The following is a 20,699-nucleotide window of genomic DNA, read 5'->3' as shown; positions in this document are numbered from 1 at the left end:
CCACCATCCTCCGCCACCATCGAACAGGGTATGGCCGGACACGCCCTATCCGTCCGCAACCATGACGAGCGGGGATAAAACAATCTGAACCCGCACGTCCCCTCCAAGTCGAAAAAATTGGCAGCCCTTAATCACTGAAGCATCTCTTTAAAGGAGTCTTTTCATGAAGATTTCGGAAGTCATGACGAAAGATGTTTTAACAGCCAAACCAAGCCAGACGATCCAGGAGGCCGCGAACATGATGGCCAGGATCGATAGCGGCGCCATCATGGTCGAGGAGCAAGAGCGTCTGATTGGCATGATCACGGACCGGGATATAACCATTAGAGCCGTAGCCGAAGGACTTACCGGCAAAACCCCTATCAGTAAAATAATGACTGGCGGCATCCGCTATTGCTTCGAGGATGAAGACATAGAGCATGTGGCTAAAAACATGGCGGACGTGCAACTGCGTCGCCTGCCCGTGCTCAACCGAGACAAGCGTCTGGTTGGCGTCGTGTCGCTGGGAAACATTGCCAGCACTCGATCTCAATCCGCCGCTGCTACGGTTTTACACGGAGTGGCACAGGCTCATCATTAACCGGGCCGCTTCAGCGTTCATCAGGATTAAAGCTCGCATGGATCTGGCACGCTCGCCTGGCCTGGAATCCCGTTCGAAACCAGGCTTCAGGGTCAGGCGAGTCCTTCTGCAGACATCAGTCCGGCTCGATGAGCAGGTCTTTGTCATCCGGACCGAGCGCCGGCTCTTGATCCTCCAATCTGCCGGTTTCACGCTTCTTTTTCAGCCGGGTTCGAGCACGCTCAGTGTCATAGGTCTTTGCATCGGCCAAGGCATTCAGGGTTGATGAGATCCGATAGAAACCACCACACGGCTCACAATAAATACGCAAGCCGCCCCCGAACGAAAGATCTTCCAGCGCACTGGTGTTTCCACACAGCGGACAGTTCATAGGCACCTCCTGACCATTCAGCTACGGCCGCTTTCAGCCCACCATAAACGCTGACAACCTGGATAGGTATGGGTGACGAATAGCGGGGGACATGTTGATATCGACATGGGCTATCCATGGAGGTTGCTTGTTTTTCCGTAAGAGCCGGCTTGCCGGCTCCTACGAGGTCGGCAGCGCACAAAATGACGGTGTGCACAGTCGGCGGTGTTCACAAAATCAAGGTGTGCACCATTGGTGTAGGAGCTGGCTTGCCAGCGAAGACGGCCTCATGTCCTGCATCGCCCATGAAAACGCCTTCGCCGGCAAGCCGGCTCCTACGGGGGCTGCGATCTTTTGATCTTATTTCAGCTTCGCCAACAACGCCTTGGCGGTCGCTTCCGACGAGGCCGGGTTCTGACCGGTCAACAACAGACCATCCTCGACCATGTAACTCGCCCAGTCATCCGCCTTGGAGTACAGGCCACCATTGGCCTTGAGCATGTCTTCCACCAAAAATGGCACCACGTCCGTCAGCTGCACAGCGGCCTCTTCGGAATTGGCGAAGCCCGTCACACCCTTGCCTTTGACTAACGGCTGGCCGTCCGCCTCCTTGACGTGACGCAACACTCCCGGCGCATGACAGACCGCTGCAACCGGTTTGCCCGCCGTGTAAAACGCTTCGATCAGCGCAATTGAAAAGGTGTCTTCAGCCAGATCCCACATCGGGCCATGTCCGCCTGGATAGAAAACAGCGTCGTAATCTTCGGCCTTCACAGTGCTCAGTATCCCGGTAGACGCCAATGCGGACTGGGCAGCGGGATCCTTGCGGAAGCGATCAGTGGCGGCGGTTTGCGCGTCTGGCTCATCGCTCTTGGGGTCCAGCGGTGGCTGGCCACCCTTGGGTGAAACCAGGGTCAACTGCGCGCCAGCGTCCTTGAAGGTGTAATACGGTGCGGCGAATTCTTCGAGCCAGAAGCCGGTTTTCTTACCGGTGTTACCCAATTGATCGTGGGACGTTAAAACCATCAGGATTTTCATGTCGCTCTCCACTTTTCAGGATTGTTCAGTGAACTCGGCGCTGGATTTGACCTTCGGGCAGCGCTGTTCGTTGCGATGATTGCTCATGGCCTTGATGCGCAAGAAATTGCTCAGTCGCTCCTCCCAAAAGCCCCCCGCGACCAGGTTTAACAAGCCCTCCAGCCGAGCACGCAAGAGTTGCGCGGTGGCGCGCAACTTCTTGCGCACTTTTTCAGGTGTTCCTTGCCAAAACCCCTCTCGGCACTTTAAAAAACGCCTCAACCATCTGAATCATATAGCTTTCAGTATTTCTGGCACGGTCCTTGATAACAGTCAGGCACCCACCGGGCGATACCGCCTCCCGGGCACTCTAACTTTTAGCAAGGAATGCATCCATGGCTACACCAGCGTACATGTCCGTTATTGGCGAGAAACAAGGCCTGATCACTGCCGGTGCTTTCACCGCCGACTCCATCGGCAACGCCTACCAGGAAGGTCATGAAGACCAGGTCATGATTCAGGCTTTCAGCCATGATGTGATCATCCCGCGCGACCCGCAGTCCGGCCAACCGACCGGTCAGCGCATACACAAGCCAGCCATGATCACCAAGGTCTACGACAAGTCTTCGCCACTGCTGCAAGCGGCGCTGACCTCCGGCGAGCGCATGAGCGAAATCGTTATCCAGTGGTACCGCACCTCGGCTCAAGGCACCCAGGAACACTACTACACCACCAAACTGGAAGACGCGATCATCGTCGCCATCAACAATAAAATGCACAACTGCCAGGATCCGTCGAACTCGCACTTCACGCACCTGGAAGAAGTGCAATTCACCTACCGCAAAATCACCTGGACCCACGAAGTATCCGGTACTTCGGGTTCCGATGACTGGCGCGTTCCGGTCGCCTGATCCAGGCTGACCGTTTCAAGCATCGGCCAGCTCTGCTGGTCGATGTTGTTTGCGCCCTCCAAGAATTTTAGCGTCCGCAAGCTCCCCCGGGTGCCGCGAACGCCGCAGCACTGCACGAGGAACAAGGGATGTTCGCGCCGGCCAATCAGACTCACTTTGCCCTGACTATCGAAGGTGCTGATGCGGACAAGGCTGGCGCGGTTCTAACCCCGGCGCAGATCAATACGCTGAAACGTAATGCGCCGCTCTGTGAAGAGTGCGAGAAATACAAGGCAGGTGCTTGTGCGATCTGATCTTTTGACCCCTCAAGCGTGGTTGGCTGAACGGCCGTTGCAGACGGGTGAGCGTTTGTACTTGATCGTTAGCGCGGCCAGCAATGCCGAAGCGCTCAAAACGCTTTACCAAAATGAACCAACAACCCAGGCGATCCCGATCTGGGGCCGTACGCCTTATGCGGCTTGGCAGCCAGTGATGCCCTACCTCACCGAGTTGAAACCCTCCTGCCATGGATTGCCGAAACCGACGCCCTCGATTGGGGGTGGCTGGCCGTTTCCAGCAGCGAACCGAACGTGGTGTTCGAACATCTGCGTAGCCTCACTCAGGTTCAGATGCCGGATGGGACTGAAGTGTTTTTCCGGTTCTGGGATGGGCGGCATATCTACCCGATTCTGGAAGGACTCGGCAATGCCGCCGGTGAAGTACTGCCGGTGTTTGATCGGTACCTGATCAATGGGAAAAGCCTGAAGGTGGGGTCGCGCGCGGTGCCACCGGCGAAGGATTGGCCATGGTGGGAGGTGCCGAAAGCATTGCTGGATGGGCTGACCAAGCAAACCCCATCGACCGTAATCGGCAACATGATGCAGTGGCTGCGGGACGACCACGCCGAGCTGTATTTCTCGTTCCCCGAATCCAACCTGCGAGAAAAAGTGGCGCGCTTCGTAAAACGCACCCCACTCACGGAAGAAAACTACACAGGGCTGTTGAAGGCCCATCTGGAAAATGAGGTGGCTGTATGAGCATTTTGATGGGTGAGATTGTAGGAAACCTCACGGCAAAACAACCAGATGCTCAGGCCATCATCAGTGACTTCAAGCAGTGCCTGAAGGACTACCGTGAGCATGCCGAGGCTTGGTACGGCGGCGTGCTGAACGCGGAACCATACCGCCTTATTGATTGCCAGCGATGAACCACTGATGTGGATCTACGTCGCAGCCATCGTAGCCTGGTGAAGATGCTGCCGCCGCAGACTTGCACAGAAGTGCTGGCGCAACTGACTACAGAGGTATTGCTGAACATTCTGGTCGGTGTTGTCCTGACTGGCGGTATCGGCCTGGCCGTGCGCGTTGGCACGAAGAAGCGGAAGTTGAAATTAGTGACGGTGACTTCACATGCATCGCCTTCTCTCAACCTTGCAATGTCATAGTGGGCGAGAATCTAACTCAACCACTCCACGTTTTTTCTGTAAAAAACGCAATGATCAGTAATCAGTCGGCGGTAGGAATATGGAACTTAAGCGACATAAAACTTGATAGGAAAGTCGTGCCAAAGTTATCGACATTACTAACTAAGTGGTTGCCGTTGGCGACATACATATGGTGATCGATGATTTTTTACCAGGCGAATTTGAGATTGGGAACATCATTGAATTCGAGTGTGCAAGAATAGACTTATGGTAGCAGCATCTAACAATAAAAAATAAAAAGGGACAAAAATAAAAGGGGAAAGATTTATTTTCTACGCACTCATGAAAATAAATCTGTCCCCTTTTGCTTTCAAAAACCGACTCAACATCGCGAGCACAAAAAACCCAAAAAACTGGCTCTTCGGTCAGGTAACGCCTCACCGCCTCACCTGAAAACAGCGAAAAACAAAACAATGGTTTTCAACCAACCTTCAAACTATACTTCCGCGCGCAGTATGGAGGCTGTGATTTATGTTCAAACTCAAACAGAAAACATGGATTTTCCTCTTGGTCTACATCGTAGGTGTCAGTGGCTATATCTACTACCTCTACGTCGAGACTCAAGGAATCCTCACAGAGAATATTAATAACAAGCTGCTGCATGCCGCGTTGGGCGCTTCGGCCATCCTTGGCGACCGCTACCATGACAATCTGATCGACAAACAGTCCAAATCCGAAGCAGAAGACTGGAATGCCATTCAGCGACTCTCCAGCTTCAACGATTCCATGGGTACTGCCTTTGTCTACAGCGTGGTCAAACGCTCGGGCAAGGCCTATCTAGTCAGCTCCAGCGCATCGAAAAAAGAGATCCTGGAGAAGAATTTCGTACGATTTTTCGATCCCTACCCGGATGCCAGTCAGGCGTTGCTCGACAGTTTTGAACGTACCAAACCCACCTGGATCGACTACTCGGATCACTGGGGAGATTTTCGCGCGGTCTTCGTCCCGATGAAATCGCAGGACGGTACGATTTATATCGCGGGTGCGGAGATGACGTTGGCGGATTACTACCAGCAACTTAATCAAGACTCCCTGCACCATATCATCCTGGCCATTCTGGTATTTCTCGTCTTTAGCCTTATTCGCATGCGCGCTCATCTCCAGCAACTTCAAATAAACGAACAGGTATTGAATCAGGCAAAAAATGCCGCCGAGGACGCTGATCGTTCAAAAACCAGATTTTTGGCCACCATGAGTCATGAAATCCGCACGCCCATGTACGGTGTTATCGGCGCGACCGAGTTGCTGGCGAGGTCCACCCTGAATCCCGAGCAAAGCAGTCTGCTAAAGACGATTAATACCAGCGGACGAACCCTGCTGTCTCTTATCGACAACATTCTCGACCTTGCAAAAATTGAAGCGGGCAAACTTGAATTGAAGCCTCGTGTCTTCGAAGTAAGAGCTCTGGTTTCATCCAGTATTGAAATGATCCGGCAAAACATTCAGGACAAGCCAATAGCACTTGAGGCCCAAGTCTCACCGGACGTACCTTCCTTGGTCAAAACCGATACCGATTGCCTTCGCCAGATATTGCTCAACTTGTTGGGCAATGCGGTCAAATTCACCGAAACCGGAAAAATATCGCTCATGGTCACGACTAGCGGTTACGGCCCTCAAGCCCGACTCGACTTCTCCATACGCGATACCGGCATAGGTATCCCCGCTGAACGGCAAAACAGCCTATTCAAGCCCTTTACTCAGTTCAAAGGGCCGGCCAGTCAACGCTTTACCGGGAGTGGGCTCGGTCTTTCAATCTGCAAAAATCTGGTCGAGGCGCAGCATGGGACTTTATCCTTTACCAGTCAGCCTGGCGTTGGATCGACGTTCTCCTTCTCACTCCCCATGGAGCTTTTTTCAGTCTCGGAAATACCCATCGGGGACGATCATGCAGTGGTGGGTTTCGACTCATTTTTTGCCGGGGACTACCCGCTCGATATCCTGCTGGTGGAAAACCATCCCGTGAGTCAGAAAGTTGCCATGGCGATGTTACGGGAGTTGGGTTATACACCCGACCTTGCGTCAGATGGCCTGGAGGCGGTCAATCAGTGTATGACGTCGACTCCAGATATCATTTTTATGGATATCAACATGCCTGTTATGGATGGGCTAGCGGCCATTCGTAAAATCCGCAAACTACCATTGGGCGATACTTGCTACATCGTTGCTTTCACCGCGAGCGCTTTTTCGAGCGAGACAGAGCGTTTCAGGGCCGCTGGTGCCAATGACGTTTTAACCAAACCGGCGAACTTTATGGCCTTGACCCGAGTGCTTCAGCGTGCAGCCAACTACCGACAGCAGCTCCAGGCCAGCACTCCGGTAGTGGATGCCATTTAAAGTTTAAATGGGCTCAGGGCACATTCGCAGCGTGTTTCAACGGTTGGAAACGCTTTCCCTGGGTGAGGCGCTTGGCGATGTCGCTGCGTTGTAGCAGGCATTTGCGCGGGGGGGCGGTTGCGGGCGCAGCTTTAAATCACCCAACAAAAATGGGCGACTTCAAGGTCGCCCATTTTTTATGTCCGAAACTTTTAAACATTGCGTTCCAGAGGAGGTGTTCGCCCAGTGTAATGGCCTGGCAATCCATGCACCGGTAAAGAGCCCTGACACCGGGCGAACGGGGAGGATTTTAATAGAATTTGGCCGATATGTCCTCTGTATAAACATGAAATTTATGCACGTAATATTTCGTAAGGCTTTGCTTACAAAGCGTCTACAAACTTCCTAAACTCACCAGTTCGACCATTAAAACGGATTGTTCTTATACAACTATCTGCACAAGAACAATCAATCTGTACAAGTAATGATCAACTTGCGGGATGGTGAGTCACTTTCAACCTATTGGTATCGATCACCACAACGCTCTGTTCTACGTTCAGATCTTTCATTTTCGCCTGCATAGACGCTGCTCAAGGAGTGTCCGCAGTTTCTTGCGCGGTGGACTCCCCGCTGTCTGTGCCCTTGCCGCTTTCCTTGCGCCGGGTCGGGTCGGTGGGGCGCAGGGCGTCGTTGTCGCGCTCGACTTCGCCTGGTGGCCGCGGTTCGTCGGGGTTTTCGGAGGGGGTGGTCGGTTTGGGACTCATGGAATGTTCCTCAGGCTTCAGGATCGTCGACTTCGTGGGCGACGTTCACGGCGGGTGAGTCTTTGTGGGATTGATCGGCCTTGGTTTTGAGGATCTGCCATTGATCGAGGTCGATGGTGCCCTGCCCCAGCAGATCGTCGGCGATGCGCAGCAGTTCGCTGTAATGCGCATCGGGGGATTGCTGCCAGTAGGCCTTGTCGTCGAACAGCCGTTGCCAGGTGGCCAGGTCGGGCGGTTTGAGGTCGTCGCTCATGGCGGGCTCCCGTGAATGGGCTTCATTACGTAGGAAAACGGCGTGGCGCCGAGAGTTCCGGGTCAATAGCCGGTCATCTCCAGATACCCCTGCCCGCCATGACTGCCGCTGAGCCGCACCGGCCCTTCCCAATAGGGAATGCGCAAATCCATCCAGGCCTTGGGGTTGAGGGCGGCGATAGTGATATCGAGGTGCCTGGCGGGGATTTTGATCGACCAATGCACGGGCATTGAACGCCCGGCCACGTTGGCGGTGTCTTGCGGTGTGAGGCTGATGTCGTCGGCATGCAATAACTGTGTCTGCCCTTGAGCGTCGATCCAGGTGCCGGTGAGGTACGGCGCGCCGTCCTTTTGCCGCATGCGGTAGAGCATGACCTGTTCGCCGCTGTCCAGGTGCAGGGAGAACCAGTCCCAACCGGTTTGATTGGCGGTCAGGGGTTGGCTGCTCCACTCGCGGTCGAGCCAGGCCGGGCCGCTGACCGTGTAAGTTTTGCCGTCGACTTCCAACGTGCCGCTGGCCTGGAAAAACGGCTGACTGTAGTAGTACGACGCCTGGCCTTGTTCGGACTTCTGGCTGAAGCCTTTGTCTCCCTGAAGCACCAGTGGCCGACTTGAAGTCAGTCGAAGCTGGTAGCTGAACGCCTTGTCGCGAGCGCTGAGTTGCAGGTCCGCCAGAGGATCTTCAGCGGTGGCCTGACTGCTGAAACGCCAATCGTCGATCCATGCCTTGAACGGCGCCAGGCTCACGCCGGCCTGGCCGACGCCGCCTCGGGCGTAGCGTTCGGCGGCATGGTGCGCCGTGGCGGAAGTCACGGCCGCATGGCCCAGCCAAATGGTCTGATTGCTCCAGCCGGATTGTTCGGGAGTCGCTTTCAAGGCGCTGCGAAACAGCGTCCATTGCGCGCCGAATTCCTGGCCCTGATCGTCCTTGAGGTTGGCGGTGACGTACCACCATTCGATACGAAAGCCATCGTGGGGGCCGTGGTCCGCCGGGAAATTGAAGACTCGCCCGGGCACCACCGGGGTAAATGCAGCGGCCTGATGGCCGAGGCCGGCGAAGCCTTTTTCTGGCGCAGGCGTGTTGTCACATCCGCTCAGCAGCGCGGCCAGTAACAACACGCCGAGCTTAATCTTCATGAGCAAACGTCCTCAGCAGATCCGCCGGTTGCGTGCGATACAGCGAATACAACGGCCACGCCGACGCGAACAATGTCGCAAGCAACGCCAGGCCCATCAACTGCAACAGTTGCAACGGAAACACCCGTAGCGGCAAACGCCAACCGAAGGCCTGAACGTTGATCACCGTGTCCAGGCACCACGCCAACGCAATGCCCAAAGGCAATGCCAGCACCAGCGTCAGTACCGCCAGCAACCAGGTTTGCCCGAGGTTCAGCAGCATCAACTGCCGCCGCGTCACGCCCAGCGCCCACAGTGGCGCGAGTTGCCCGAGGCGGCTTTGGCTTTGGGTCAGCAGGCTGATGAACAGCGCCACGCCCGCGACGCAAAGCGTCAGGCTGTTGAGCGCGGCGGTGGCGGCGAAGGTGCGTTCGAACACTTGCGTGGACCAGCCCTTGAGCCGGGCTTGATCGACGATGCGGCTGTCGTCCAGGGTGAAGCGGGTTTGCAGCGTGGTCAGGAACCCAGGAATGGATGCCGGGTCGATGCGCAGGTTGAACCGGTTGGGCGTCAACTGCGGCCAGCCGCGCAACAGGTGATTGATGTTGACCAGCAAGTGCCCCTTGGGATTGCCGTAGTCGGCGTAGATCCCGACGATCCGTGGCGACCATGGGCCATTCGGCGTGGAGATCGTCAGGTGATCACCGAGCCGTACCTTCAGCCGCCGGGCCAGTTGCTCGCTGAGCATCAGTGCGTCGTCCTTGGCCAGTCGATCCCAAGGGTTGTCGCCCAAGGCTTCCAGCAGGGGCCAGTGCTGACGATAAGTCGGGTGATCGATCACGCCAAAGACGTCCGCCGGCCAGCCCTGCAACTGGATCGACACTTGCCAGTTCGGCAGTACCGCCGTGACTTGAGGTTGTTGTTTGAGCCAGGTGTGCAGTTCTCGAGCCTGGGCGGGATTTTGCGGATTGAGGTACAGCTCGGCGGTCAGGCGTTGTTCGAGCCAGTCGCTGAACGTCTGGCGGAAACCGGCGGTCATGCTGCCGGCACCGATGTTTGCCGCCAGCGCCAACAACAGCGCCATCAAGGCCAGGCTCAGGGCCGGCAGTTGCTGGCGGCAGTCGGCGAGAAACCATTGGCCGAGCACCGAACGACTGCGCCCAAGCACCCAGTTGAGCACACTATTCAACACCACCGGCAAGGCCAGTGCGGCGCCGATCAACAACGCGGCCATCAACACGAAACCGCTGCTCAGGCTGTCGCCCAGGATCAACGCCAATAACGCGATCACCGCCGCCATCGCGGCGACCCAACCCTGGCGCCGCAACCAGCGCGCGTGGGCCTGATGCCAGGCTTGCGGATCGGCCAGCGCCAGCAACGGCAAACGCGCCGCCCGCAGCAAACTGTTGGCGCCGGCCAGCAAGGCGCCGAACAGGCTCAGGCCGATACCGCTGAGCCACCACAGCGCACTGAGGTTCAACTGCCCCGGCACTTCGGCGCCGTACAAGCCGCGCAGGCTGGCGGCGACATCTGGCAACAACACACCCGCCAACAGGTAGCCGCTGACGACGCCGGCGAGACCACCGACCAGCGCCAGCCCCCCCAGCTCGACAGCGAGACAGGCAATCAACATGCGGGCGCTGACTCCACAGGCGCGCAGGGTTCTGAGCAAGCTTCGACGTTGCTCCAGCGCCAACCCGATCGCCGCGTGAACGATGAACAGGCCGACCACAAACGACAGAAAGCCCAAGGCATCGAGGTTCAGGTGAAAGCTCTCGGTCAGGCGCGCGAGATTGTTTTCTTCGCCGCTGCTTTTGAACTGAAGTTGGCCCTTGAGCTCATCAGGCAGGGTCGCCTTGAAATCCTTGGGCAGCAGCAGCCGTGACAATTGATCCGGCAATTGCAGAATCTGCTGGGCGAAGCCGATGTCCACCAGCAACACACCGGGCGCCATGTCGGTCTGAGCACGCAGCGGTGGCAAGGTGACTCCGCTCTGGGCCACCGGGGTTTGACCTTCGTGCAAGCCCAACGCCTGCAAAGTCTGCGGTGAAATCCAGGTGCTGCCCGGCGGGGTGAAAAACTCGACAACCTGCTCGATCGGCAACGACCGCCCGGCCACTGCGGAACCGGCCGGCAACGACACCGGTTCAATCCCCATTAACTGCAAGCGCTGGTCTTCAAGTCCCTTGAGCGTCACCCGGCCTTGCAACACAGGCGATACCGGCCAACCCGCACGACGCAGGTCGACAAACACTTGCTGGGAAAACACCCCACCGCCGAGTGCAGCGAGACTGGCTTGCGGTTCGCCGCCGATCAGCTGACTGGCCCGGGCGTAGCTTTCTCGCGCCTGGCTGTTCAGCGCTTGCACGCCGGTCAGCAGGCTGGTGGCGAGCCAGAGCCCGGTCAGCACGCTGAAAAATTGCACCGGATGTTGCCGCCAATGGCTGAGCAGCGCCCGCAGCGTTTCGCGAAAAACCCGCACCTCAGCGCTCGTCCGCGCCAGCCAGACGGCCACCGTGCAGCACCACTTTGTCTGCCAACCGCGCGGCAACCCGAGGGCTGTGAGTGACCATCAACAAAGTCGTCGGGCTGTCGTCGAGCAGTTCCAGCAACAACTTCAACACCTCATCGCTGGTGGCTTCATCGAGGCTGCCGGTGGGCTCGTCGGCCAACAGCAGTTTGGGTTGCGATGCCAGGGCGCGACCCAGAGCGACGCGCTGCTGTTGCCCGCCGGACAGTTGCTCCGGATAGCGCCGCAGCAAATCCTGCAACCCAAGACGTTGCACCAAATGCGCTTGCCAACGCGGATCGTGGCGCCCGGCCAGACGCGCCTGAAATGCCAGGTTGTCTTCGACGCGCAAACTGCCGATCAGGTTGAACTGCTGGAACACCAGACCGATTTCGGTCCGCCGCCAGTTGGCCAGTTGGCTTTCGGTCATCTGCTCCAGCCGATGCTCGCCGCTGCGGATGCTGCCACGGTCGACCTTGTCCAGCCCGGCGATCAGGTGCAGCAAGGTGCTCTTGCCACTGCCCGATTCGCCCATCAGCGCCAGGCTGCTGCCGGGTTTCAGCGTGAGGTCGACACCTTGCAGCACGGGCAATGGGCCTTGGGGGGTGGCGTAGCTTTTGAAGACGCCCTGGACCGAAAGCATGAGGGGAGACTCGTTGAAGACAGTGGGCCTAGGATAGCGGACGGCAGCGACACCGCGTTATCGTTCTTCGCGAGCAAGTCGAATCGTCGCACCGCCGCTCCCACAGGGATCGCCGGTGTACGCAGAATCTGTGTACACATCGATCAAATGTGGGAGCGGCGGTGCGACGATTCGACTTGCTCGCGAAGGGACCGGCTCAGCCAACAAACAACCTCACTGCCCCACCGCCACACTCGGCACCACCCGGCCCGGCGTCACGATGCGGTTCAGATCAATATGCTTCCACGCAGGCATTGCCCCCAACCGCGCATTGAAGCGATAGTTAAACGTGAAGTCGTCCACCGTCGGCACACTCAATGGTTTGCCGTACACCGCCTCGATCCCCGCCAGGTCATAGCCCATCAGCTGCAGCAAGGTCGGGAAAATGTTGTAGTGACTGGAGCGATCCTTGTTGGCCGGCAACTGCGCCTGCCAATCCAGGGTCTTCAAACCGCTGCCCGAAATCACCACCAACGGCACCAACCCCTCCTCTTCCACCGGATCACCACCGCAGTGCGTATTGAGTCCCGGGTTACCGCGCTCGTGCAGATCCTGCCCATGATCCGAGGTGTAAATCAGCAGCGCATGACTCAAATCCGCCTGGGCAAAAACCCGTGCGAAGAACTCGCCGACATTCCACAACAGCGTATTTTTGTAAGCATTGCGGTACAGCAACCAATCATCCGGCTGACCGTTGAAACCATCGCGTTTGCCCGTGTCCGCCACTTCGACAAATTGCCCTCGGGGCAATGTCGGTCGGTAAGCCATGAACGTGTCCGGGTACTTGTCATGCACGGGAAAGTGCGCGCCGACCTTGTTGATCACCACCAGTTCCGGCTTGCCGTCGTTGAGCAGTTCGATCAGCTTGGCGGCGGCTGCCATGTCGCGATCGCGAACGCTGGTCCGGTCGAATTGCACGAACTCGTCGATGTCCTTTTCCTCGGCAGCGTTCATCAGGTTCTGCAGGTTGCCACCGGTGCGCTGGGAGTCGATGTAAACGGTGCGCAGCCCGGCCTTTTTTGCGTACTGCCAGATCGACGGCAACGTGCTGTTGATCCGCCTGTAGTCGCCGCGGGTGCCACCGTAGCGCAAGGTGACGTTGGTGTCGGCACTGCAATTGGCGATGGACGCCGCATAGCCGTAATTGAAAATATCCACGCCCGGTTGCGGTTCCTTGAGGTTGCTGTGCACACCGAACGGCGTGTTGATGTCCAGGTAGTTGCCGGAGATGCTCTCGTCGATGATCAGCACGATGTCGTGCCCCACCGGCTGATCGATGCGCGTCAGGCTCACCGGCTCACGCGGGCCGACGGTGTTGTGCAGTGCTTCATAGGTGAACAGATTCAAATAGGCCAACGGTGTGTACATGATCGGCAAGCCACGGGCGCCCTCACCCGCCCGCACGAACAGTACTACGCTGAGCAGTAACACCCCGAGCACCGGTGCCGCCACCAACAGCGCACCCGGTAATGGCGCCCGTCGACGCGGCTTGAGCCCGATACCGAACAGCAGCAACAAACCACTGACCATCCCGCTGATGATTGCATCGCGGTACTGGAGCGCCGCCTCTTGGATGAACCCGCCGGAGTACACCAGCGACACGAAACTGCTGTAAGTCATGTAGCCGGCGGTCACATGCGTATAGACGTCAAAGAACACCGCCGAGGCAAACATCGCCAATGCGAACAGATGACGGATCAGCGTCTGACGGATGTACGCGGTCATGAACAGCGCCACCGTCAGTGCCACGAACATCCCGCCATACAACACCACCGGGTAACCGATGCCCAATGCAGTGAGGCGATCAAAGTAGTCGTCGTAGTTTTTGAGTAAATACAGAACCAGCAACAGTTCCTTGAGGTATCGGATCATGGCAGTTGGAGTCACTCCGCGAACATCGTTGGCCAAGATTGTCGGCCACTTTCTGACACTAGCACCGAGCCATCGAAGCGCAAGAAATGCCGGTTTTTTGCCAAAAGCGTCAAAAAAATGTTGAATCAAATCTGACACAGCAAAATGCCTGTAACCCTTGTATTACAGGCCTTTCGACCGTTTATCGCATTCTTCAAACCCTCAAAAACCTCTCAAAACCGCGGTAAATCCAGCAGCGGCAAGCACTTGATGGCAAAGAGCCCGTGAAATCAGGGTTTCCTGCCCCAGCAACCCGTCATTTTGCTGACACGCTTTCCCATGGCTGGGCTATACCCCTTTTGACAGTCTCATTTCAGTTACATCCACCGTTTTACGAGGCACGCCAATTATGGACGTGAGCGTATTTGGTACGGGCTATGTCGGTCTGATTCAAGCCGCGGCATTGGCCGATGTCGGACATCGTGTGCTGTGCGTTGATATTGACCCCAACAAGATCAAGCAACTGCAGCAAGCCGTGCCTCCGATCAGCGAACCGGGACTGTCCAGCACACTGGAAGACAACATCAAGGCCGGTCGCCTGCTCTTCTCCACTCAGGCCAGTGACGCGGTCGAACACGCCGAGCTGATTTTCATCGCGGTGGGTACACCCGCCGATGAAGACGGTTCCGCCGACCTCAGCCATGTGCTGAATGTCGCTCGGCAGATCGCCAGTTTCATGGAGGCCGACCGTACCCTGATCATCAAGTCCACCGTGCCGGTGGGCACCGCGGACCAGGTGGCGAGCACCGCCAGCGAAGAACTGCAACGCCGTGGCAAACAGGCGTTGAACGTGCGAGTAGTGTCCAACCCGGAGTTTCTCAAGGAAGGCAGCGCCCTGGCCGATTGCATGCGCCCGGACCGAATCATCGTCGGCACCAATGACGATGAAGCGCGCAACCAATTGAGCGAACTCTATGCGCCGTTCTGCCGCAACCGCGAAAAGCTCATGTTCATGGACAACCGCAGCGCCGAGCTGACCAAGTACGCCGCTAACGCAATGCTCGCCACCCGCATCAGTTTCATGAACGAACTGGCCAACCTCACCGAGTTGCTGGGGGCCGACATCGAAGCGGTGCGCAAAGGCATCGGCTCGGACCCGCGCATCGGTTACCACTTCATCTACCCCGGCTGTGGCTTCGGCGGCTCGTGCTTTCCCAAAGACCTGCGTGCCCTGCTGCACACCGCAGAACACCACGGCATGCCATTGCGTCTGCTGCGCAGCGTCACCGACGTGAACGACAGCCAGCGGCACATCCTCTTCAGCAAACTGCAGGCGCTATTTCCCGATGGCCTGGTTGGCAAATCCATCGCCATTTGGGGCCTGGCCTTCAAGCCCAATACCGATGACATGCGCGAAGCTCCCAGCCGTTATCTGATGGAGGCGCTGTGGACCGAAGGTGCGAGCGTGCAGGCTTACGATCCGGAAGCCATGTCCGAGTGCCGGCGCATCTACGGCTACCGCAATGACCTGCACCTGTGCGCTACCCGCGACGACACCCTGGAAGATGCCGATGCGCTGGTGATCTGCACCGAGTGGAAGAATTTCCGTGTGGTCGATTTCGACCTGCTGGCGAGCAAACTGCGCGCGCGGGTGATTGTCGACGGGCGCAACCTTTACAACCCGGAACATGTGGCGGCGGCCGGTTTGCACTACAGCGGCATCGGGCTTCGGCACATCGTTCCCGAGGCGCCACGGCCATGAAGATACTCGTCACCGGAGCGGCCGGTTTCATTGGCGCCCATTGCGTATTGCGGTTGATACGTGACGGGCATCAGGTGTGCGGGCTGGATAATTTCAACGATTTCTACGACCCGCAACTCAAACACGACCGCGTGGATTGGGTACGTGGGCACGTCGGTGATTTCCCGCTGGCGAAAGTCGATCTGGCCGACGCCACGGCCCTCGATGCCTTGTTTGTTCGTGAACAACCGGAGGTGGTGATTCATCTCGCGGCCCAGGCCGGGGTGCGCTACTCCCTGGAAAATCCCCAGGCCTACCTCGACAGCAATCTGAGCGGATTCCTGAACATCCTCGAAAGCTGCCGCCATCACCCGGTCAAGCACTTGATCTATGCCTCGTCCAGTTCGGTGTATGGCGCCAACCAGCACACGCCTTATTCGGTCAAGGACTGCGTCGACCATCCGTTGTCACTGTACGCCGCAACCAAAAAAGCCAATGAGCTGATGGCCCACAGCTACAGCCATCTGTTCGGCATTCCCTGCACCGGTTTGCGTTTTTTCACCGTGTACGGGCCTTGGGGCCGGCCAGACATGTCGCCGATCCAGTTCGCCCGGGCGATTGCCGAAGGTCAGCCGCTGAAGCTGTTCAACTACGGCCAGCACCAGCGGGATTTCACCTACATCGACGACATCATCGAGAGCATCGCCCGTCTGCTCGAACGCGCGCCCCAAGCAGCACGGGACTGGAACCGCGAACAACCGGACCCGGCCAGCAGCATGGCGCCGTGGTGCATTTACAACATTGGCGGACAACAACCGGTGGAGCTCAAGGACTACCTGGCGCTGCTGGAAAAACACCTCGGACAAAAAGCCCTCGTCGAGTTGCTGCCCCTGCAACCGGGCGATGTGCTCAACACCTGCGCCGATGCCAGCGATCTGGCGCAGGCCACCGGTTTCCAGCCACGGATCGAGCTGGATGAAGGACTCGGACGATTCATCGCCTGGTTCCGTGACTACTACCCACTGCGCATCGCCCACTCGCCGCTCGCGTCCGGGCTTCAGCGGAGGCCCCTATGACTGGACAAGAAAAAGGCATGTTGCTCAATCACATGCAGCGTGACAAACGCCTGGACCCCGATCACCGAATGCGCCTGGACAAGGCGATCCACATGCAGGGTCGCGGCTGGGTGACCGGCCGCGATGGCGGTCGGCCCTGGACGCTTTCGCGAACCAATCGGATGGTCGCATGCGTTGGCGCGCTGGTGATTCTGCTGCTGCTCTCCCCGGTACTGCTGGGCCTGGCCCTGGTGATCAAGTTCAGCAGTCCGGGGCCGGTGATGTTCGTGCAGAAACGCACCGGCTACCGCGGCCGCATATTCGGCATGTACAAGTTTCGCACCATGGTGAGCAACGCCGAGGAGCTCAAGGAGTCTTTGCGGCATCTGAACAAGCACGGTGCCGACGCCATCGATTTCAAGATCGACAACGACCCACGGATCACCCCTATCGGCGGCTTCCTGCGGCGCAGCAGCCTCGATGAACTGCCGAACCTGATCAATGTGGTCAGCGGCGACATGCGTTTGGTCGGTCCGCGACCGACCTCATTCAACGCCTATCGCTACAAAGACAGTCACCTTGCACGCCTGAGCATTTACCCCGGCATGACCGGCCTGTGGCAGATCTCCGGGCGCAGCAATATCAACTTCGACCAGCGCGTTGAGTTGGATCTCAACTACATCGCCGAGCAGAGCCTTTTGCTCGATCTGAAGATCCTGTTGAAAACCCCCTTCAAAGTATTCAGCGGCCACGGAGCGAGTTAAATGGACGGTTCATCGAACAAAAGCCTGACCATCGCCAGCCCGAGCGAGTCCAACCTGACCTCGACCGTGCTCGATCTGGATCTGCGGATCCTCTTTCTGACCGCCGCCAATCCAGGCGCCGGCACCACCACCAGCGCCCTGGCGCTGACCAGCCAACTGGCGTCAATGAGCAGCGGCCAAGTGCTACTGGTGGACGCCAGCCAGTCAGAGGACAACCTCACGCAACAACTGGGGCTGACCAAAGAACGCGGCTTTCGCGACCTGCTGTTCAACGACTCCCCGCCGCTGCTGCAGGACTGCCTGGTGAACGTCTCCAGCCTGCCCTTCCACATCCTGCCCAACGGGCGACACATCCGCGGCGCCGAGCACCTGACGACTGAGCAATTAGCCCCGTTGCTCGACCAACTGGGCGATCGGTATCGCTTCGTGGTGATCGACGGCGACGCGGTGTATTCGGCCGCAGACACCCTGGTCATCAGCACCCTGGTGGACGGCGTGATCATGGTGGTGCGCGCTGAAGACACGCGCTGGGAAGTGGCCCAGGCCGCGGTCCAGCGCCTGACCCAGGCCGGCGCCAAACTGGTGGGCAGCGTCTTCAACCGGCGCAAGTACTACATGCCCAAATGGCTTTACAAAAACCTGTAAGCAACCGCAGAAAGGATGACGCCATGAACGCCAAAATACTTGTCCTGCTGTTGCTGCCGCTTGCAGGTTGCTCCAGCACAAGTGAAACCCAACATATGCCGGTGCAGATCCTCACGGCCGACCCGGCCAATGCCCAGGCCACCGACATGCCCAAGATCGAACAGACCTTGCGGCCCAAGGACGTGCTGGACGTGATCTTCCACATCAGCACCACCAGTGGCTCGGGCGCTTACCGCATTCAGTCCGGTGACCAGGTCGCCCTGAACTTCACCGCGGCCAGCCAGCTCAACGGCACTCAACTGGTGCTGCCCGACGGCACCATCGAACTGCCGGGGGCCAATACCGCGGTAAAAATCGCCGGGCTGACGGCTGTCGAAGCGCGGCAGGAGATCCAGCGCGCCTATGAGCGCAAATCCCTGTTTCAGCCCAATCGCAATCAGGTAACTGTGCTGGTCACCAGCCCGCTGAGCGGTGAGCAGAACCTCAAGACCACCCTGAGCCAGCCCGGTAGCGGTATGACCCGGGAGATCACCGTGGGCAACGACGGCTATGCGAGTTTCCCGGAAATAGGCTCCGTACCGCTGCAAGGCATGACGGTCAACCAACTGGAAACTTTCCTCAATCAACGTTACGCGCAACTGCCGGGGCGGATGAGGGTCGACGTCATGCTCAAATCCACCTCGGGCAACGAAATCTATGTGCTGGGCGAAGTCGCGCAACCGGGCTCCTACCCGATTCGCCGGCCGGTCTCGGTGCTCGAAGCGTTGACCCTGGCCCGTGGCACTAACGTCAAGGCGCGGCTCGATTCGGTGGTGATCATGCGCCGCACCGGCAACCATGTGCAGGCCGTGCACTACGACGTTGAAAAAGCCTTGTCCGGTGACGCCTCGCAGATTGCTTACCTGCAACCGGACGACATGCTCTACGTGCCCAAGACCAAACTGGCCAGCGCCGGTGAGCTCGCGCGGCAACTGGCGGACGTGGTGTTGTTTCAGGGGGTCGGCTTCAGCTTCGGCTACCGCGTCGACAACAAAGGCAGTGATAACTAACGCTCAGGTGACCGACCATGAACCCAAAGGAAAACTACCTGCATGAGTTCTTCAGGATTTTCTTCGCCAACAAAAAGTTGGTGAAACGAGTCTTCCTGATCTTTGCAGTGATCGCCCTGCTCTTGCCGCTGATGCTCAAACAGAGCTTCGATATCACCGCGCAGGTGATCGTGCAGTCCAAAAAACTCTCCCAGGGAGACGCCACCACGTCCCTGACCCAAGGTGATGCCTCGTTCATTCCGCCATCACTGGCAGACATGGAAACCGAGAGCAATATCCTGCGTTCGCCAGCCCTGATCCGTCAGACCATCAGCGACCTGCGGGATAAAGGCGAGTACGCGCCCAACACCGGGACCTTCAGCAAACTGGTGACCGAACCGATCAAACGTTTTGTGACCACCCCCTTGCGTGAATACGTGATCAATCCGGTGCGCGACGCGTTTGGGCTTGAGACCGATCCCGTGCGCGATACCGACCTGGATGTCTTCACCCAGCAGGCCACCGAAAACCTGAAAATCGAAACCCTGCCGGGTTCCAACGTAATCTCCATTGTCTACAGCTTTGGCGATCCCGCTCAGGGCACCCGGTTTGTCGCGGCGTTGCTGCAAAATTACCTGGCCAACCGTCAGGAACTGCAATCGATCGAACTGCCGCAGAGCTTCTACGAAACCAAGAAGAAGCAATATCAAGTGCGTCTCGATGGCCTGGAAGGCACTCGACTGACGTTGCTCGAAGGGGTGGGTTCTTCCGATCCGAAGGAAGAAATCACCTTCCGCCTCAATGCCATCAACACTGAGGAACAGGCCCTGAATCTGTATCAGGATCGCCTGTTGCAAAGCCAGCGCTGGCTCGACTACCTGAAAACCGCCCTGACGACCGCCACCAATACGTCCCGGCTCAGCGAGTACACCTTCCCCTACACCTTCACCACCACGGTGGACAATATTGCGTTCGAAGACCGGGAGATCAGACAGCTCGGTGAACAACTGACGACTCAGGTCAGCCGCTACATGAACGACCTGGCGATCTTCAAGCCGGGCAGTGAACCGATGCTGTTGACCCGCGAGCAGATTTCCCGCACCCGTCAGCAGTTCCTGAAAATCGTCAGCAACCGGATTCAGGAGCGGACCAACGATCTGGCGATTGTCACCTCGGTGATCAAACAGAAAACCGCGCGCATCGCCCAGTTCAAGGACCGCATCCATCAGTTGCAAGTGGCTCAAAGCAAGTTGCAGCAGATGGACACCGAGATCAATGCCTTGCACGCGGCGTTCTCCACCTACGCCCAACGCTTTGCCGAAAGCAGTTCCGCCGGTTTGCTGGACAACGATATGTCCAATGCCCGGGTACTCAGCCCGCCGTACGAACCGACCGAGGCAGCGTTTCCCAAACCGCTGCTGATCATTCCGTTCGGGATGCTGACCGGGCTGCTGCTGGCGATTGCCTTCGTCTACATGCGTGAGTTCTTCGATCACCGCTTCAAACACCCTGCGCAAATCACCCATGAACTGGGCTTGCCGGTGCTGTTGGTGATCAACGAGCAAGACGTTATGCCGAACAACCCGCACAAAAACTGGACCGTGGACAGCTTCGTGCATTGGGTGCGCCATTGAACGGGCCGCTCAGCGCCAGCGCTCTG

At 57.9% G+C, this 20,699-nt stretch carries 20 protein-coding genes and 2 pseudogenes; 13 read left to right on the top strand and 9 right to left on the bottom strand.

Going from position 1 to position 20,699, the window contains the following annotated elements:
• Positions 1-163: 163 nt before the first annotated feature.
• Positions 164-580 (top strand): CBS domain-containing protein, encoded by a 417-nt coding sequence (locus IC37_RS12450; RefSeq protein ID WP_030132123.1) that lies wholly within the window; start codon positions 164-166, stop codon positions 578-580.
• 115 nt (positions 581-695) lie between these two features.
• Here the strand turns inward: IC37_RS12450 and IC37_RS12445 are convergent, their stop codons facing one another.
• The 3 genes from IC37_RS12445 to IC37_RS12435 form a co-directional block, all read right to left on the bottom strand.
• The gene (locus IC37_RS12445; RefSeq protein WP_030132122.1) at positions 696-950 is read right to left on the bottom strand and encodes a hypothetical protein; all 255 of its coding nucleotides are present in this window, start codon (positions 948-950) and stop codon (positions 696-698) included.
• 339 nt (positions 951-1,289) lie between these two features.
• Positions 1,290-1,967 carry a type 1 glutamine amidotransferase domain-containing protein gene (locus tag IC37_RS12440; RefSeq protein ID WP_030132121.1) on the bottom strand — a complete coding sequence of 226 codons (678 nt, stop codon included), beginning with the start codon at positions 1,965-1,967 and terminating at the stop codon, positions 1,290-1,292.
• A 15-nt stretch (positions 1,968-1,982) separates the two neighbouring features.
• Complete coding sequence (locus IC37_RS12435) at positions 1,983-2,174, bottom strand: hypothetical protein (protein WP_030132120.1); 192 nt, start codon at positions 2,172-2,174, stop codon at positions 1,983-1,985.
• Positions 2,175-2,341: 167 nt separating this feature from the next.
• Here IC37_RS12435 and IC37_RS12430 point away from each other — a divergent pair, with 167 nt between their 5' ends.
• The 6 genes and pseudogenes from IC37_RS12430 to IC37_RS12410 all read left to right on the top strand — a co-directional run bounded on the left by IC37_RS12430 (position 2,342) and on the right by IC37_RS12410 (position 6,653).
• A complete protein-coding gene (locus tag IC37_RS12430; protein WP_030132119.1) occupies positions 2,342-2,857 on the top strand; it encodes an Hcp family type VI secretion system effector in 516 nt (171 codons plus the stop codon).
• Positions 2,858-2,985: 128 nt separating this feature from the next.
• On the top strand, positions 2,986-3,150 hold the full coding sequence (locus IC37_RS12425; protein ID WP_177409392.1) for a hypothetical protein: 165 nt from the start codon (positions 2,986-2,988) through the stop codon (positions 3,148-3,150).
• Positions 3,095-3,873: pseudogene (locus IC37_RS12420) on the top strand (DUF4123 domain-containing protein). The gene IC37_RS12425 and the pseudogene IC37_RS12420 overlap by 56 nt, the downstream one beginning before the upstream one ends.
• On the top strand, positions 3,870-4,043 hold the full coding sequence (locus IC37_RS30505) for a hypothetical protein (RefSeq protein WP_256580724.1): 174 nt from the start codon (positions 3,870-3,872) through the stop codon (positions 4,041-4,043). The pseudogene IC37_RS12420 and the gene IC37_RS30505 overlap by 4 nt, the downstream one beginning before the upstream one ends.
• A pseudogene (locus IC37_RS30500) lies at positions 4,018-4,220 on the top strand (hypothetical protein); the annotation flags it as partial. The gene IC37_RS30505 and the pseudogene IC37_RS30500, both read left to right, overlap by 26 nt.
• A gap of 570 nt (positions 4,221-4,790) precedes the next feature.
• Positions 4,791-6,653 carry an ATP-binding protein gene (locus tag IC37_RS12410; protein ID WP_030132117.1) on the top strand — a complete coding sequence of 621 codons (1,863 nt, stop codon included), beginning with the start codon at positions 4,791-4,793 and terminating at the stop codon, positions 6,651-6,653.
• A gap of 569 nt (positions 6,654-7,222) precedes the next feature.
• Here IC37_RS12410 and IC37_RS30090 read toward each other — a convergent pair.
• The 6 genes from IC37_RS30090 to IC37_RS12385 all read right to left on the bottom strand — a co-directional run bounded on the left by IC37_RS30090 (position 7,223) and on the right by IC37_RS12385 (position 13,827).
• Entirely contained in the window at positions 7,223-7,396 is a 174-nt protein-coding gene (locus tag IC37_RS30090) for a hypothetical protein (RefSeq protein WP_177409394.1), read from the bottom strand.
• Positions 7,397-7,406: 10 nt separating this feature from the next.
• Positions 7,407-7,649, bottom strand: a complete 243-nt coding sequence (locus tag IC37_RS12405) for a hypothetical protein (protein ID WP_030132116.1) — start codon at positions 7,647-7,649, stop codon at positions 7,407-7,409.
• 62 nt (positions 7,650-7,711) lie between these two features.
• The gene (locus IC37_RS12400; RefSeq protein ID WP_030132115.1) at positions 7,712-8,785 is read right to left on the bottom strand and encodes a lipocalin-like domain-containing protein; all 1,074 of its coding nucleotides are present in this window, start codon (positions 8,783-8,785) and stop codon (positions 7,712-7,714) included.
• Complete coding sequence (locus tag IC37_RS12395) at positions 8,775-11,246, bottom strand: FtsX-like permease family protein (RefSeq protein ID WP_030132114.1); 2,472 nt, start codon at positions 11,244-11,246, stop codon at positions 8,775-8,777. The genes IC37_RS12400 and IC37_RS12395 overlap by 11 nt, the downstream gene beginning before the upstream one ends.
• A 1-nt stretch (position 11,247) precedes the next feature.
• Positions 11,248-11,916, bottom strand: coding sequence for an ABC transporter ATP-binding protein (locus tag IC37_RS12390; protein WP_030132113.1), 669 nt, complete (start codon positions 11,914-11,916; stop codon positions 11,248-11,250).
• A 213-nt stretch (positions 11,917-12,129) separates the two neighbouring features.
• A complete protein-coding gene (locus IC37_RS12385; protein WP_030132112.1) occupies positions 12,130-13,827 on the bottom strand; it encodes a sulfatase-like hydrolase/transferase in 1,698 nt (565 codons plus the stop codon).
• A gap of 388 nt (positions 13,828-14,215) precedes the next feature.
• Here IC37_RS12385 and IC37_RS12380 point away from each other — a divergent pair, with 388 nt between their 5' ends.
• From IC37_RS12380 to IC37_RS12355, 6 genes are read left to right on the top strand one after another with little or no spacing between them, the layout of a single operon-like run.
• The gene (locus IC37_RS12380) at positions 14,216-15,568 is read left to right on the top strand and encodes a UDP-glucose/GDP-mannose dehydrogenase family protein (protein WP_030132111.1); all 1,353 of its coding nucleotides are present in this window, start codon (positions 14,216-14,218) and stop codon (positions 15,566-15,568) included.
• Positions 15,565-16,623 carry an NAD-dependent epimerase gene (locus tag IC37_RS12375; protein WP_030132110.1) on the top strand — a complete coding sequence of 353 codons (1,059 nt, stop codon included), beginning with the start codon at positions 15,565-15,567 and terminating at the stop codon, positions 16,621-16,623. Before IC37_RS12380 ends, IC37_RS12375 begins: the two co-directional genes overlap by 4 nt.
• On the top strand, positions 16,620-17,366 hold the full coding sequence (locus IC37_RS12370) for a sugar transferase (RefSeq protein ID WP_030132109.1): 747 nt from the start codon (positions 16,620-16,622) through the stop codon (positions 17,364-17,366). The genes IC37_RS12375 and IC37_RS12370 overlap by 4 nt, the downstream gene beginning before the upstream one ends.
• Positions 17,367-18,011: a CpsD/CapB family tyrosine-protein kinase gene (locus IC37_RS12365; protein WP_030132108.1), complete on the top strand. Its 645-nt coding sequence runs from the start codon at positions 17,367-17,369 to the stop codon at positions 18,009-18,011.
• A 23-nt stretch (positions 18,012-18,034) separates the two neighbouring features.
• The gene (locus tag IC37_RS12360) at positions 18,035-19,060 is read left to right on the top strand and encodes a polysaccharide biosynthesis/export family protein (protein WP_030132107.1); all 1,026 of its coding nucleotides are present in this window, start codon (positions 18,035-18,037) and stop codon (positions 19,058-19,060) included.
• Between the two features lie 17 nt (positions 19,061-19,077).
• Positions 19,078-20,673: a Wzz/FepE/Etk N-terminal domain-containing protein gene (locus IC37_RS12355; RefSeq protein WP_030132106.1), complete on the top strand. Its 1,596-nt coding sequence runs from the start codon at positions 19,078-19,080 to the stop codon at positions 20,671-20,673.
• Positions 20,674-20,699: the final 26 nt, after the last annotated feature.

The organism is Pseudomonas sp. QTF5 (genome assembly GCF_000512695.2).
Taxonomy (GTDB): Bacteria; Pseudomonadota; Gammaproteobacteria; order Pseudomonadales; family Pseudomonadaceae; genus Aquipseudomonas.
Note: the sequence above shows the minus strand (reverse complement) of the source record. Positions and strands in the feature narration are given on the sequence as shown.

Bases quoted from the DNA above. Each gene is read 5' to 3' on its own strand.
- IC37_RS12450 (WP_030132123.1), top strand. From the start codon at position 164: ATGAAGATTTCGGAAGTCATGACGAAAGATGTTTTAACAGCCAAACCA.
- IC37_RS12445 (WP_030132122.1), bottom strand. From the start codon at position 950: ATGAACTGTCCGCTGTGTGGAAACACCAGTGCGCTGGAAGATCTTTCG.
- IC37_RS12440 (WP_030132121.1), bottom strand. From the start codon at position 1,967: ATGAAAATCCTGATGGTTTTAACGTCCCACGATCAATTGGGTAACACC.
- IC37_RS12430 (WP_030132119.1), top strand. From the start codon at position 2,342: ATGGCTACACCAGCGTACATGTCCGTTATTGGCGAGAAACAAGGCCTG.
- IC37_RS12425 (WP_177409392.1), top strand. From the start codon at position 2,986: ATGTTCGCGCCGGCCAATCAGACTCACTTTGCCCTGACTATCGAAGGT.
- IC37_RS30505 (WP_256580724.1), top strand. From the start codon at position 3,870: ATGAGCATTTTGATGGGTGAGATTGTAGGAAACCTCACGGCAAAACAA.
- IC37_RS12410 (WP_030132117.1), top strand. From the start codon at position 4,791: ATGTTCAAACTCAAACAGAAAACATGGATTTTCCTCTTGGTCTACATC.
- IC37_RS30090 (WP_177409394.1), bottom strand. From the start codon at position 7,396: ATGAGTCCCAAACCGACCACCCCCTCCGAAAACCCCGACGAACCGCGG.
- IC37_RS12405 (WP_030132116.1), bottom strand. From the start codon at position 7,649: ATGAGCGACGACCTCAAACCGCCCGACCTGGCCACCTGGCAACGGCTG.
- IC37_RS12400 (WP_030132115.1), bottom strand. From the start codon at position 8,785: ATGAAGATTAAGCTCGGCGTGTTGTTACTGGCCGCGCTGCTGAGCGGA.
- IC37_RS12390 (WP_030132113.1), bottom strand. From the start codon at position 11,916: ATGCTTTCGGTCCAGGGCGTCTTCAAAAGCTACGCCACCCCCCAAGGC.
- IC37_RS12385 (WP_030132112.1), bottom strand. From the start codon at position 13,827: ATGATCCGATACCTCAAGGAACTGTTGCTGGTTCTGTATTTACTCAAA.
- IC37_RS12380 (WP_030132111.1), top strand. From the start codon at position 14,216: ATGGACGTGAGCGTATTTGGTACGGGCTATGTCGGTCTGATTCAAGCC.
- IC37_RS12375 (WP_030132110.1), top strand. From the start codon at position 15,565: ATGAAGATACTCGTCACCGGAGCGGCCGGTTTCATTGGCGCCCATTGC.
- IC37_RS12370 (WP_030132109.1), top strand. From the start codon at position 16,620: ATGACTGGACAAGAAAAAGGCATGTTGCTCAATCACATGCAGCGTGAC.
- IC37_RS12365 (WP_030132108.1), top strand. From the start codon at position 17,367: ATGGACGGTTCATCGAACAAAAGCCTGACCATCGCCAGCCCGAGCGAG.
- IC37_RS12360 (WP_030132107.1), top strand. From the start codon at position 18,035: ATGAACGCCAAAATACTTGTCCTGCTGTTGCTGCCGCTTGCAGGTTGC.
- IC37_RS12355 (WP_030132106.1), top strand. From the start codon at position 19,078: ATGAACCCAAAGGAAAACTACCTGCATGAGTTCTTCAGGATTTTCTTC.